This window comes from Streptomyces sp. NPDC044106, from assembly GCF_056433985.1.
Window position 1 is genome coordinate 333,599 of record NZ_JBWKFZ010000004.1, and the last position, 13,482, is coordinate 347,080.

Genomic DNA, 13,482 nt, shown 5'->3' on the forward strand with positions numbered 1-13,482 from the left:
CCCGTTCCGCCGGATGGCCTCCGGCCGGCAGCGTCCTCCGTCAGCCCGGCGCCGGGCAGGGCGTTCCCCGATCGCGTACTCGTACGACCCGGTTCGCGGCCGTCTTCTGCAGCAGCCCGTAGGCGAGGACGGGCAGCAGGAGGTGCGGTTTGTCGGGCAGGGCGGTGGTGATCAGGACGGCGCTCGCGCTGCTGTTGTTCATGCCGCAGGCCAGGGTGAGCGACGAGGCCGCGGGGGCGTCCAGGCGCAGGACGCGCGCGGTGATCCTGCCCGCCCCGAAGGACAGCAGGCAGACGGCTGCGGCCACGACCAGCGCGGCGGCGAGCAGCAGGGGGCGGGGGCGGGCGAGGAAGGAGCCGAGGGCGCCGCTGGCGTTGACGTAGGTCAGGGCCGGTGAGCCGATCAGCGTCATGGGTACGACGACGCTCAGGAGATTTTCCCGCCATGTGGCCGGGAGGGCGAGGCCGCAGGCGATGCCCGCCGCGCACGGCAGCACCACCGTGGTGAGGGTGAAGCCGCCGCTGACGGCGTGTCCTGCCGCGACGAGGGCGCTCGCGCGAGCGCCGCTGAGGAGCGGGGTGAGGGCGGAGACGGTCAGCGGGACGGTGACGGGGCTGGCCAGGGTGGACGCGAGGACCAGGCCCACCATGGTCGGCTGGTCGCCCAGGCCCTTGCCGGTCCACACGGTGGCACCGGCCGCGACCGGCATCGCGACGATCAGGATCATCGCGGTGACCAGGCCGCTTCCGCCGTCGGCGTCGGGAGAGCAGCGCAGCAGGAGCGCGATCAGGGGAATGATCAGCAGTGGTACGGCCAGGTGCAGCGCGAGCCCTGCCACCAGGGCCCTCGGGCGACGCAGGAGCAGGCCGAGGGCGCGCACCGGGACCTGGAGGCCGGCCGAGAAGAGCATCAGGCAGAGCAGTATCGGGGCGGTGTGCAGGGGGAGTTGGTGTGTGTTTCCCAGGGGGAGCGTGTGGGGGTGGCGCAGCCACAGGCCGGGGGCCGGGAGGACGAGGGCGGCCAGGTAGGCGAGGGTGACGGTCAGGCCGAGGTGTCGTCGCAGCCGGCTCGCCACGCGGTCGCCCGGGCGGCGGTTGGAGGGGGGCGGGGTGTTCATGGCGGTCTTCTTCCGGTGCACGGGCGGCGCGTTGGCGCGGGGCACCGCTTCGTGGGGCCGGGTACGCGGCGTACACGGCGGTGCGTGCCAGACATGGTGCGTGCGTCGGTCCGGCGAGGCGGGCGGTGCCGCGCGGCGGTCAGGATGTGTTCAGGCGGCAGTCCGCTTGGGGCCGGTTCACGCGCCCGGCAGGCTGACCACGAAGCGCGTGCCGGGACGGTGCTCCCGGTCGGCGCGCGGGCCGCGCGACGGCTCGTACCGCACCTCCCCGCCGACGGAGCGGGCGAGGCGGCGCGCGAGGGGAAGGCCGAGGCCCGCTCCGTCGTGTCCGTCCCCCGGCTCGGCGCGGCGACCGGGCACGAAGAGGTGTGCGATGAAGTCGGGCGGGACCCCCGGGCCGTCGTCGATGACCTCGATGCGTACGCCACCGGGTTCACGGGTCGCGTGAACGGTGACGGTCGAGTTCGCGTACCGCACGGCGTTGGTGAGGAGCGGACTGACAATGCGTTCCAGGAGGGCGGGCTCGACTCCGGCTTCGGGGCCGGGGCACGCCTCGCCGGTCACCGCCACCGCCACGTGAGGGGGCACGTCCAGGGTTCGGGCGAGTCGGCGGAGAGTGGACAGGGTGTCGACGGTGCCGGGGACGGTGGAGGCGTTGTCGCGCGCGTCGTCAAGGATCGTCCGGCAGATCGCGGCCATGGACTGTGCGGCCTCGGCGATCACCCGGTGGGTGGCGCGGGTCTCTTCGGACGAGCGCGGGAGGGCCCGCCACCAGTCGAGTTCGGCGATGATCCGGCTGAGCGGGGTGCGCAGTTCGTGCGACAACTCCCCGGTCAGCTGCCGCTCGTGGCGCAGCACGGCGCGGATACGGTCGAGGAGCGCGTCCAGCGACGTGCCCAGGTCGGCGAGTTCCGCGGGACGTTCCGTCGTACCGAAGCGTTCGTCGGAGGCCATGGCGCTCCACCGAGCGGCCTGGTCCGTCATGGTGCGGACGGGGCGCAGCGCACGGCCGACGGAGAGGCGGGTGAGGACGTACGTGCACGCGAGCATCACGGCGTCCAGGACGAGGGAGCCCAGCAGCAGGGCGTCGGCCGAGCTCCGGTACGGGGCGAGATCCAGGGCCGTGACGACCGTGGCCGTACTCCTGGCAGGGCGTACCGGGAAGGCGCACAGCCGCACCGGTCCCCGTATCCGCACGGTGACGCAGCCGCCGACGCCGCGCTCCCCCAGCCGGTCGGCTCCCTCGGCCAGCGGGCCCCCGGAGGGGGCGGACGGGGGCCGCTCAAGGAGCCGACTTCCCGCGTAGATCCATACGTTCGCGTCGAGGGCGTCGTCGTGCGGGGTCTCCACGACCCGCACCCGCCCATGACCGGCGTCGACGGTGGCGGCGACGGCGGCTGCCCGGTTGCGCAGTTCGTCGTCCGCCTGGTGACGCAGGTGCTGGCGTGCGACGGCGTTGAAGGCGACGGTCAGTACGGTGATGAGCAGCGCGGCGGTGGCGAGCGCCAGCAGGGAGAGGCGGCCGCGCAGGGTGCGGGGGGCCCGCCGGGGCAGAGGGAGGTTCATGCCAGGCGGTGGCCGATCCCGCGCGCGGTGGCGACGGTCAGCGCGCTGCCCGCGGTGCGCAGCTTCCGGCGCAGGCGCGTCAGGTACTGGTCCAGCGTGTTGTCGCTGACGTACGCGCCCTCGTGCCAGGCCGCCTTGATGAGTTCGCGGCGGCCCACGATGCCGCCGTTCGCCGCCATGAGGACGGCGATCAGTCGGAACTCGGTCGGTGTGAGGGCCACTTGGGATCCCCGGGTGGTGAGGGTGTAGCGGACAGGGTCCAGTTCCAGGTCTCCGGTGGTGATCGTGGGCCGCGCCCCGGAGCGTTTGAGCGCTGCTCGCAGCCGGGCGGTGAGTTCAGCGAGGTGGAACGGCTTGGGCAGGTAGTCGTCACCCCCGACGGAGAAGCCCGAGAGGCGGTCGGCGAGTCGGTGACGTGCCGTCAGGAAGACGACGGGGCCGGGGAAGCCGTTGGCCCGGATCGCCTGGCACACGTCGCGGCCGTCCGCGTCGGGCAGCCCGATGTCGAGCACGGCCGCGGCGATGCCGGCGGTGGCCAGGCGTACGGCGGTGGCGCCGTCCGGTGCGGGAACGGTGTCGTAGCCCTCGTCGCGCAGCCCGCGCAGCACGACGTCACGCAGGGCGTCATCGTCCTCGACGACCAGAATCCTGTGCCGCATGGTCCTCCCCCGGCCCGGTGGGCCCGCCGTTCGTCCGTACGGTGAACCCGTCGGGCGGCCACCAGGACACGGCGCACGGGTAACAGGGAACGCCCCGGCCCTTCCGCCCCGGGCGGCACATACGGGACGGGGCGGGGCGGGACGGGACGGGACGGCCGGGTCGCTGAGCGCCTGTCAGCTCTTGGGCATGAGGACGCTGTCGATGATGTAGACGTTGGCGTTGGCGGTCCTGACGTTGCCGCAGACGACGTTCGCGCTGTCGTTGACCTTGTAGGACTCGCCCGAGCCGGACGTGGTCAGCTCCGACTTCTCCAGTGTCTGCTGGGAGCCGTTCTCCAGGTCCTCGGGCGCCAGCTTCTTGCCGACCACGTGGTAGGTGAGGATCTTCGTGAGCTGCGCCTTGTCGTTGAGGACCTTGTCGAGGTCCGCCTTGGGGATCTTGTCGAACGCGTCGTTGGTCGGCGCGAAGACGGTGATGTCCTGGGCGTTGTTCAGGGTGTCGACGAGGCCGGCCTTCTTCACGGCCGTCACGAGGGTGGACAGGGCCGGGTTGTTGGAGGCGGCGGTGGCGACGGGGTCGTCGGCCATGCCGGCGAAGCTGCCCTTGCCGCCCTTGGGCACGGTCGAACAGGCGGGGCCGAACGGCTCGCTCATGCTTGCCGTGTCCTTCGACGGGTCGGCCTTGTCCGATCCCTTGGAGGCGCTGTTCGACCCGCTGTCGGACGCCTTGTCCTTGGAGTCGTTGTCGGAGCAGGCGGTCAGCCCGAGCGGCAGCAGGGCCGCGGTGGCGATGACGACGGCTGCGCGGCGGATACGAGTCTGCATGGCGATCCCTCGGCGATCAGATGTCGTGAAGGCCCTCTGCCCTCATCACCCGGAATCCGGAACCGACCGGCCCGCGGATTGGTCCACCACCGCGCGGAGGTCAGTCGACGGTGACGGCGACCGAGTGGTGGCCGGACGCGCCGTCGGGGATGGTCCGGGTGCGCTCGTCCGTCTGAGTCGTGCCGGTGCGGTCCGTGGCACGGACGGTCAGTGTGTGGCTGCCCTTGGCCGCCTGCCAGGCGTACGACCACTGGCGCCAGGTGTCACGGGTGTCCTCGGCGGCCAGCTCGGCCCGCTGCCAGGCCCCGTCGTCGACGCGCACCTCGACCCTGTCGATGCCCCGGTGCTGGGCCCAGGCGACGCCCGCGACCATGACGGTCCCCGCCTGTGGGCGCCCGAAGGGTTTGGGGGTGTCGATGCGCGACTGGGTCTTGACGGGCGCGCGGGGGGCCCAGGCGCGCTTGACCCAGTAGGAGTCGTAGGCGTCGAACGTGGTGAGTTCGATGTCCCGGATCCATTTGCAGGCCGAGACGTACCCGTAGAGGCCGGGGACGACCATCCGTACGGGGAAGCCGTGCTCGAAGGGGAGCGGATGGCCGTTCATGCCGATGGCGAGCATCGCGTCGCGGCCGTCCATGACGTCCTCCACCGGCGTGCCGATGGTCATGCCGTCCACGGAACGCGCCACCAGCTGATCAGCGGGCCCTCCCTTGGAAGGGGGCTTCACCCCGCACCGCGCCAGGAGGTCGGCAAGCCGTACGCCGATCCAGCGGGCGTTGCCCGCGTACGGTCCGCCGACCTCGTTGGACACGCAGGTCAGAGTGATGTCCCGTTCGATGAGCGGCATGCGGAGCAAGTCGTCGAAGGAGAGCGACAGTTGACGCTCGACACCTTGCCCGTGGATGCGCATCCGCCACCGTGCGGCGTCGACCTTGGGTACGAGCAGGGCGGTGTCGACGCGGTAGAAGTCGCCGTTGGGCGTCATGAACGGGCTGATGCCGTTGATCCGCAGGGCGGCTCCGCGCGGGACGGGGGCGGCCGGTGAGGAGGGGGCCGGCAGTCTGACACCGTTGCGTGAGGCGACCGCCTGCTTGTCCTGCGAGCCGTTCAGGACCCGGCCCGCGAGGCCCGCGCCGGTCGAGGCGGCGGCCGCGGCGGTGGCCGCGATGATGAACCCCCGCCGGTCCCAGTCGGGCGGGGACGCGAGGGTCCGCACCGCCTCGCGCGGCTCTTGTGCCGCGGCCGGTTCCCTCGGGTGCTCTTCCGCCGCAGCCTGTTCCCTCGGGTGCTCCACTGTGGCCGGTTCGACGGAGCGTCCGGTCGGCGCCGCCAGGCCCGTCGTGTCGACGAGTCGCCCGACGAGCCGGTACAGCAGGGCGGCTCCGGCGACGGCACCGACGACGGAGGGCAGCGCGTCCGAGAGGCCGGTGGAGTCGGGGCGGTTGACCGCGGCCAGCGCTCCGACGGCGCCGAAGGCCAGGACGCCGGCCGCACCGGTCGTCCGCCATCGGGTGGCGACCATGCCGAGGACCAGGGCGAGCACGCCGAGTACGACGACGATGCCCAGTTGCAGGACGAGTTTGTCGTTGGTGCCGAAGTGGCGGATGGCCCAGTCCTTGACGGGGGCCGGGGTACGGTCGATCGCCGCTCCGCCGACCGCGATGACGGGGCTCGCTTCGGGCCGCACCGCGGCGGAGACCAGTTCCGCGACCGCGATCGCGGCGTAACCTGCGAGCAGGCCGCTCAAGGCGCCCAGCGACAGGCGTTCGACGCCGCCGAGGGGCCGATGTGTCACGTTGTCCATGCTCAGGATCCGTCCTCGACCCGCGCCCGGATTGGTCGCTCGCACGCCGCGTCCCGGTGCGTCCCGGGCGCGGCCGGGGCCGGACCAATCCGCCACCGCCGTCGGCTCCGAATCATAGGAGCAACCAGCGCAGTGCACCCGTTCCGTGGAGGACCGCTGCATGAAGGAAGTCGTGCACATCGGGATCGGGAGAGCTCCGGGACCCGATCTCCAAGAGCTCGTCGCCCGGGTCGCCCAGGGCGACCAGAAGGCCTTCGCCGACGTCTATGACGCCGTGGCGGGACCCGTCCTCGGCGTGATCCGTGCCGTGCTGCGCGATCACGCCCAGTCCGAGGAGGTGGCCCAGGAGGTCCTCCTGGAGGTGTGGCGTACTGCTCCCCGCTACCGGCCGGAGATCGGAACGGCGCGGAACTGGATCCTCACGCTCGCCCACCGGCGGGCCGTGGACCGGGTGCGTTCCGCCGAGGCGTCCGCGGCCCGCGACCACAAGTCGGCGATGCTGGCGCGCGAGCGGGACTTCGACGAGGTGAGTGAGCAGGTGGAGACCCGCCTGGAGCACGAGCAGGTACGCCGGTGCCTGCGCACCCTGACCGAATTCCAACGACAGTCCGTCACCCTCGCGTACTACCGCGGCCTGACCTACCGGCAGGTGGCCGAGCTGCTCTCGCTCCCGCTGGGAACGGTCAAGACCCGCCTCAGGGACGGACTCATCCGCCTTCGTGACTGCCTGGGGGTCGGCGCATGACCAACATGGACGACCCGCACACGTTCACCGGCGCGTACGCGCTGCACGCGTTGGGCGACGAGGAGCGCGCGGCGGCGGAGGAACATCTCGCGCGGTGCGAGGCCTGCGCGCAGGAGGTGCGCGAGTTCACCGAGACCGCCGCTCGTCTGGGGCAGGCCACCGCGGTCGCGCCCCGCCGGGGCATGAGGGACGACGTGCTGCGCCGCATCACCACCATCCGGCAGGACGTCCCGCGCACAGGGCCGGACACCGGGCCGGACGCAGGACCGGACGCAGGACCGGACGCCGAGCGGGGCCCCGGCCCGGGCAACGTACGACAGCGGGCACACCGGCTGTCCCGCTGGGCGCTGGCCGCCTGCCTGGCGGCGGCCGCGGGCCTGGGCGGCACCGCCGTGTGGCAGCACCAGCAGGCGCAGGACGCCCGCGAGCAGGCGCGGCAGACGCAGCGTCAGGCCGAGGACATCGCGGCGGTGCTCGCCGCCCCCGACGCCAGGACCCGCACCGGGAAGCTGTCGGGCGGGGGCAGCGGGACGGTCGTCGTGTCCGCGAGCCGCGACCGGGCCGCGTTCCTGGTGGCCGGGCTCCCCGCTCCCCCGCGGGGCAAGGTCTACCAACTGTGGTTCGACGACGGCGGCGGCATGCGGCCCGCCGGTCTCCTGGACCCCGGCGCGGACACGGAATCCCTGCTCCTCGACGGGCGGGTCGACCGGGCCCGCGGCATGGGTATCACCGTGGAACCCGCTGGGGGGTCCCCCCGGCCCACCAGCGCACCGGTGGCGTTGATGGACTTCCCTGCCTGACGAGGATCGCGTGCCGGGCGCATTCTGGGCGCCCGGCACTCACGCCAGTACGGGAAGCGACGCGAGACCGCGTACGAGGCGGGTGCGCCGCCAGCTCAGTCGGTCGGCCGGTACGGCGAGCCGGAGGCCCGGGAACCGGGTCAGGACCGCTCGCAGGGCGATCTCCGCCTCGGCCTTCGCGAGGGGGGCGCCGACGCAGCGGTGGATGCCGTGGCCGAAGCCCAGGTGTGCGGCGGCGTCCCGGTCCGGGTCGAGCAGGTCCGGCGAGGGGAACCGCGCCGGGTCGCGGTTGGCGGCCCCGAGAGCGACCAGTACGGGGACACCGGCCGGGATCTCGGTGCCGCCGAGCGTGACGGATTCCGTGGTGAAACGGAACGTGGCCGTGCTTACGGGGGAATCGAACCGGAGCAGTTCGTCCAGCACGTAGGGGATGTCGTCCGGGTTCTCCCTGAGGCGGTCCAGCTCGGCCGGGCGCTGGAGCAGTGCGAGGACGGCGTTGCCGAGGAAGTTGGTGGTGGTCTCGTGCCCGGCCACCAGCAGCAGTACGGCCAGGGAGACGAGTTCCTCCTCGCTCAGGTGGTCGTCCCCGTCGCGGGCCCGGATGAGCCGGTCGAGGAGGCAGTCGCCGGGAGCTCGGCGCTTGGCGGTGATGAGGTCCGTCATGTAGTCGGCCAGTGCGTGCGAGGCCGCGTCGATGACGTCCGGTTCTCCCGCCGCGAACAGCTCGGCGGACCAGCGCCGGACGTCGGGCCGGTCGGCCCGTGGGACGCCGAGCAGTTCGCAGATCACGATGACCGGCAGCGGCACCGCGAGTCCGGCCACGAAGTCGAACCGCTCCCCTACGGGCCACTGGTCCAGCAGTTCGTCGGTGACGCGCGCGATGAACGGGCGCAGCTGCTTGACGGCCCCCGTCGTGAACGCCTTGGTCACCAGTCTGCGCAGCCGGGTGTGCCGGGGCGGGTCACTGGCGAGCATCGTGCGGGCGACCGCGGGGTGCAGGCGACGCCGCGAATCCTTGCCCGCGAAGAAGGCGGCCGTGTCCTTCGAGAGCCGCGGGTCGGCCAGGGCTTCTCTGGCTTCCGCGTAGCCGGTGACCAGGTAGCCGGGACGCCCGGTGGAGCCGCCGGGTGCGGGCTGTACCGGGCAGCTGGACCGCATGGCCGCGTAGGCCGGATACGGGTTCCGCAGGAAGCTGGGGTCCTGGGTCGGGTCGGTCATGCGTCTGGGCTCCCACGGGTTTCGGCTTCTGGTGCACGCTATCCGGGGAGCGCGCCGGGGTCGACGCCGGTCAGGTCGCGGCGCGCGTCCCACAGGCCTGCCGCGACGGGGTGAGGGAGCCCAGCGGCCCGCACGTCAGGGATGAGCGCCGCAGCCGCAGCCCCTGATGGCCGCGCCCTCCTCGGGAGGCGGGGTGCTCGCGGCGGCCCGTTCCACCGCCGCGAGGAGCCGGCGGCGTTCCTCCGGCGGGATCCATCGGCCGTCGACGACCACGCCGTGGATGCGACGGGTGTTGCGGATGTCCCGCAGCGGGTCGGCGTCGAGGACCAGCAGATCGGCGGCGTGTCCGCGGGCCACGGTGCCGACGGCGGGCAGGCCGAGGACGCGGGCGGCGTCCCGTGTGGCCGAGCGCAGGGCATCGGCCGGGGTGAGCCCGGCCGATACGAGCAGCGCCAGTTCGTCGTGGAGGGCGAAACCCGGGACGAGGTATCCGGTGCCGGTGTCGGTGCCCGCCGCGAGGCGCACGCCCGCGCCGTGCAGCTCGCTGACGAGGCGGAGCCGGTGCGCGAAGATCTGGCGTATCCGCCGGGCCTGTTCGGGGGTACGGCCGCCGGTCAGGGCCGTCAGCTGGTCCGGCCAGCTCTCCACCTGCCAGGCGGGCAGGTACTTCCACTCCTCGGCCCGGGACGGGACGTCGTCGGGCAGCTCCAGGTTGCGGTGCACGCTGAGCGTGGGGACGACCGCGGTCCCGTCGGCCGCGAGCCCGCGGAAGAGGGCGTCGGCCCGCTCCCGGTCGTAGCCGCGCACCGCCCGCCATTCGAGAGGATGCACCTGCTGGAACCAGCTGTGATAGCGGGACAGGCTGCTGGGGTCGTGCGGATCGGTCCGTACGGCGGCCAGGCGGCGGCGTATCTCCTTCTCGTGCCGTGAGGTCGCGAGGAGCAGCGCGTGCAGGTGCTCGATGGTGCGGTGACCGGTGGCGCTCGCCTCCGTGATCCGTACGGTGTCGGGGCAGTGCCCGAGGTGGGGGATGCCCTGGCACCTGGCCTCGTCCGCGAGGGCGAAGTACGCCTCGCGGGACAGGCGGGAGTACACCTTGACGAAGTCCGCGCCCTCCCGCTTGACCCGCCGTACGGCACGCCGGGCCTCTGCCGCGTCGCGCACCTCGACGGTCGGGCCCACGTCCGCCGCCCACAGGGAGGGCGCGCCGTCGACGATGGGGCTGCCGACGACCCAGCGGGGGCCGAGCAGCGCTCCCGAGCGGATCTTCGCGCGCCACTCGTGGTGGACCGCCTGGCCCCGCATCTCCCGGACCGTCGTGACACCGGTGAGGGCGTACAGCGCGGGGATCACCGTCTCCGGGCCGTCGCTGTGGGTGTGGGCCTCGATCAGTCCCGGGATCAGGTACTTGCCGGTCAGATCGACGGTGCGGGTGCCCGGGCGGAGCCGGGTCCGTGCGGTCGGGCCGAGTCCCGTGATGCGGCCACCCTCGACGACGACCGTCATGTCGGGGGCCGGGGGTGCGCCCGATCCGTCGATGACGGTGACGTGGGTGAACGCCAACTGGCCGCGGCCCGCGCCGCCTTCCGACTTCGTACCGGCCGCGCGTGCGGTCCATGTCAGCGCCGTCCCTGTCAGCGCCGTGCCTGTCACGGCGACGGACCCGACCAGGAAGCCCCGTCGGGCCATGCCGCGACGTGGCCCGCGACGTACCCCGAGATGTGCCCCGGCTGTCACTTCGTACATGCTGCTCCCCCTCCGCCTTGTGATGCCGTCGGCCGTGTCCGCCGGCCCCCACGACTCTGGCGGACGCGGGGCGTTCGGACAGTGCGGCCAGGCGGCGTGTGCGGGGTGTTGCCGGGACCACCCGGGGGCATGCTGACACTCTGCCTCCGTCACGCTCCGTGGGCCTACGTTGACTTCGTCGCCTAGTGCGGATTCACTAGACCGAGGCTGAGCTCCTCGCACTATGAGGCAGCGAAGCCGCAGTTGACATCTGGCGGCCTCTTCGCAGGGAGGGGCCTGGGGAGCGCGCTGCGCTGGTACGCGCCGCACGTGAGCACGGAGAGGTGCGGGACACGGTGACCGTTTACCCGTTCACGTCACATGCTGTTGTTCATTCGGACGAGGCCCGGGTGACTCTCGCCGGCGAACTCGACCTGGACACCGCTCCATACGTCCACGACGCGGTCGCGACGTGTCTGGCGAAGCGGCCGACGAGGCTCTGCCTCGACCTGAGCGGTGTCTCGTTCTGCGACTGCGCCGGAGTGAACGCCTTGTTCACGGCCCGGATCCTGATCCTCCGGTCCGGTGCGGACCTGCTCGTGGAAGGGATCGGTACGCAGTTGGGGCGGCTGCTCTCGCTGCTCGGGGCCGACGCCCTCCTCACCACGCACGGCACACCCGCGCACGCGGCGTCGGCCCGCGCCGCTTCGGGTGCGGCGGGAAGGCGCCCCGCCCCGGCGGTGGCCGCCGCCGAGTCGGCCTTCGGGGACCTTCTGGCATGATCGTGCGGTCCGCCACCTGCAAGGATGCGTCGATGCCTTCTCCTTCCCCGCACAGTCGTCCGGGCCAATCGGGCGGTCCGGATCGTCCGGGCCGTCCCGTCAGGGTTCTGTTGGTCGAGGACCACGACATGGTGGCCGAGGCGATCTGCCTCGCCCTGGAGCGGTCGCCCGATCTGCGGATCGTGGGGCGCGCGGCGTCGGTGGAGTCGGCGCTGGCGGACGCGAGGCGGTGCGATCCGGACGTCGTCCTGATGGACCGGCGCCTGCCGGACGGTGACGGAGTCGCCGCCATCGCCGATCTGCTGGCCCTCGTGCCGGACGCGCGCGTACTGGTGCTGGCGGGCGAGGCGAGCGGGTCGGTGGCCGCGCGCGTCGTGGAGACGGGCGGGGCAGGGCTGATCCTGAAGGCCCGCGGACTGAGCGAACTGGAGGACGCCGTACGCCGGGTGGCGGCGGGCGAGGTCGTGTTCGGCCAGGATCTGCTGGGCGACGTGCTGGGGCAGCTGACCGGCAGGACGGCGAGTGTCGGCGGGAACCTGACGCCACGGGAGCGGGAGGTCCTGCATCTGCTCGCGGAAGGCCGCAGCACCGCCGAGATCAGCGACCGGCTGGGCTTCGCCCTCAACACCGGGCGCAATCACGTCCAGCGCGTACTGGAGAAGCTGGGTGCGCGCTCCCAGCTGGAAGCCGTGGTGATCGCGCGCCGGGAAGGGCTCGTCACATGACGCGGGACTCGCGAGTGCCGAAGATGGCACGGAAGCAGGCGGCTCCGCTGTCGGAAGCGGCCTTCACCCTGCTGGTCCAGGGCGTTCTGGACTACGGCATCTTCATGCTCGACCCGCAGGGCTACATCATCAGCTGGAACGCGGGGGCGGAGCGGATCAAGGGGTACCAGGCCACGGACATCGTCGGGCAGCACTTCTCGGTCTTCTACCCGCCCGAGGACCAGGCGTCGGGCAAGCCGCAGTGGGAGCTGGAGACCGCCGTGGCCGACGGCCGCCTCGAGGACGAGGGGTGGCGGGTGCGCAAGGACGGCTCCCGGTTCTGGGCGAACGTGGTCATCACCGCCTTGTGGGACGAGAAGGGCGTGTTGCAGGGATTCGGCAAGGTCACCCGCGACATGTCCGAACAGCGGGCGGCGCAGCACGCCCTCAGCGAGCGGCGGCGGTTGTTCGACCACCTGGTCCAGGCGCAGGAGACGGAACGGCGCCGCATCGCGTGGGACGTCCACGACGACTCCATCCAGGCCATGGTCGCCGTCGGCATGCGGCTGGAACTGCTCGCGGAGCAGGTGCCGGAGGCGCACGCGGCCGAACTGCGGCGTCTGGACACGTCGGTGCGCGAAGCGATCGGCCGCCTGCGCAGCCTGACCTTCCGGCTGCATCCGCCGGGGATCGACCGGCACGGCCTGGTCGAGGGGCTCTCCAGCCACCTGGAGGACGTCGTGGGCTCCTCCTGGGGCATGGCCTTCTCCTTCGAGCACCGGCTGGACCGCCAGCCCACGCCCGAGACCGCCATCACCATCTTCCGCATCGTCCAGGAAGCACTGCTGAACGTGCACAAGCACGCGCGGGCGAGCAAGGTCGACGTCCATGTCGCGTCCGCCGACGGGGGAATCGTGACGCGCGTCGCGGACGACGGGACCGGCATACCGATGTCCCAGGACGGCACCCAGAACCATTTCGGGGTCATCGAGATGCGGGAGAGGGCCGAGACGGCGGGAGGCTGGTGGTCCATGCACAGTCGGCCCGGCACGGGAACGACCGTCGAGTTCTGGGTGCCCAACCCCCTTCCCATGCCGGAGCCCGCGCCGAAGGACGGTGCGCCGTGACCGAGACGCCGCCGCCCGGCTCCCCCGGCGCGCCGTGGACCGTGCTCCTGTGCGATGACAACGCCCTGCTCCTGGAGACCCTCATGGAGGTCGTGCGGGCCCAGCCCGATCTGGAGGTCGTGGGCACCGCGTGCGACAGCGAGCAGGCGCTTCGGCTCGCGAGCCGCCACCGGCCGGACCTCGTCGTCCTGGACGTCCGCTTCCCCGGTGGCGGCCACACCGTGGCCACGGGCATCTCACGGTGTTCACCGGCCAGCAAAATCGTGGCGTTCTCCGCGTACGACGACAAGGGCTCCGTCGAGCAGATGACGAGCGCCGGCGCCGTCGCGTACGTACTGAAGGGTGAGAGCAACCGCAAACTCCTCACCGCGCTGCGCCGGGCGGCGGCCGGACCGGACGGGGCGCGCTAG

General features: G+C 72.5%; 13 protein-coding genes. 6 read left to right on the plus strand and 7 right to left on the minus strand.

What is annotated here, in order from left to right; genetic code table 11:
- Window positions 1-40: 40 nt before the first annotated feature.
- The 5 genes from AC07DI_RS09150 to AC07DI_RS09170 form a co-directional block, all read right to left on the minus strand.
- On the minus strand, window positions 41-1,117 hold the full coding sequence (locus AC07DI_RS09150; RefSeq protein ID WP_478903239.1) for a bile acid:sodium symporter family protein: 1,077 nt from the start codon (window positions 1,115-1,117) through the stop codon (window positions 41-43).
- A gap of 177 nt (window positions 1,118-1,294) precedes the next feature.
- A complete protein-coding gene (locus AC07DI_RS09155; RefSeq protein ID WP_478903241.1) occupies window positions 1,295-2,683 on the minus strand; it encodes a sensor histidine kinase in 1,389 nt (462 codons plus the stop codon).
- Window positions 2,680-3,342 (minus strand): response regulator transcription factor, encoded by a 663-nt coding sequence (locus tag AC07DI_RS09160; protein ID WP_478903243.1) that lies wholly within the window; start codon window positions 3,340-3,342, stop codon window positions 2,680-2,682. Before AC07DI_RS09160 ends, AC07DI_RS09155 begins: the two co-directional genes overlap by 4 nt.
- Window positions 3,343-3,516: 174 nt before the next feature.
- Window positions 3,517-4,167, minus strand: coding sequence for a fasciclin domain-containing protein (locus AC07DI_RS09165; protein ID WP_384247030.1), 651 nt, complete (start codon window positions 4,165-4,167; stop codon window positions 3,517-3,519).
- A gap of 100 nt (window positions 4,168-4,267) precedes the next feature.
- Window positions 4,268-5,971, minus strand: a complete 1,704-nt coding sequence (locus AC07DI_RS09170; RefSeq protein ID WP_478903246.1) for a sulfite oxidase — start codon at window positions 5,969-5,971, stop codon at window positions 4,268-4,270.
- A gap of 160 nt (window positions 5,972-6,131) precedes the next feature.
- Between AC07DI_RS09170 and AC07DI_RS09175 the strand changes: the two genes are divergently transcribed.
- Entirely contained in the window at window positions 6,132-6,716 is a 585-nt protein-coding gene (locus AC07DI_RS09175) for a sigma-70 family RNA polymerase sigma factor (protein ID WP_384247035.1), read from the plus strand.
- Complete coding sequence (locus tag AC07DI_RS09180) at window positions 6,713-7,516, plus strand: anti-sigma factor (RefSeq protein ID WP_478903248.1); 804 nt, start codon at window positions 6,713-6,715, stop codon at window positions 7,514-7,516. The genes AC07DI_RS09175 and AC07DI_RS09180 overlap by 4 nt, the downstream gene beginning before the upstream one ends.
- A gap of 39 nt (window positions 7,517-7,555) precedes the next feature.
- Here AC07DI_RS09180 and AC07DI_RS09185 read toward each other — a convergent pair whose 3' ends face one another.
- Together AC07DI_RS09185 and AC07DI_RS09190 are read right to left on the minus strand one after the other, a co-directional pair.
- On the minus strand, window positions 7,556-8,734 hold the full coding sequence (locus tag AC07DI_RS09185) for a cytochrome P450 family protein (RefSeq protein WP_478903250.1): 1,179 nt from the start codon (window positions 8,732-8,734) through the stop codon (window positions 7,556-7,558).
- Window positions 8,735-8,869: 135 nt separating this feature from the next.
- Window positions 8,870-10,423, minus strand: coding sequence for an amidohydrolase family protein (locus AC07DI_RS09190; RefSeq protein WP_478903252.1), 1,554 nt, complete (start codon window positions 10,421-10,423; stop codon window positions 8,870-8,872).
- Window positions 10,424-10,869: 446 nt separating this feature from the next.
- On the opposite strand from AC07DI_RS09190, the gene AC07DI_RS09195 reads away from it, so the two are divergent.
- Genes AC07DI_RS09195 through AC07DI_RS09210 form a run of 4 tightly spaced genes read left to right on the plus strand, consistent with a single transcriptional unit; the run spans window position 10,870 to window position 13,482 of the window.
- Window positions 10,870-11,241: an STAS domain-containing protein gene (locus tag AC07DI_RS09195; RefSeq protein ID WP_478903254.1), complete on the plus strand. Its 372-nt coding sequence runs from the start codon at window positions 10,870-10,872 to the stop codon at window positions 11,239-11,241.
- 32 nt (window positions 11,242-11,273) lie between these two features.
- Complete coding sequence (locus tag AC07DI_RS09200; RefSeq protein ID WP_478903256.1) at window positions 11,274-11,966, plus strand: response regulator; 693 nt, start codon at window positions 11,274-11,276, stop codon at window positions 11,964-11,966.
- 23 nt (window positions 11,967-11,989) lie between these two features.
- Window positions 11,990-13,072 carry a PAS domain-containing sensor histidine kinase gene (locus AC07DI_RS09205; RefSeq protein WP_478903258.1) on the plus strand — a complete coding sequence of 361 codons (1,083 nt, stop codon included), beginning with the start codon at window positions 11,990-11,992 and terminating at the stop codon, window positions 13,070-13,072.
- A complete protein-coding gene (locus AC07DI_RS09210; RefSeq protein ID WP_478903260.1) occupies window positions 13,069-13,482 on the plus strand; it encodes a response regulator in 414 nt (137 codons plus the stop codon). Before AC07DI_RS09205 ends, AC07DI_RS09210 begins: the two co-directional genes overlap by 4 nt.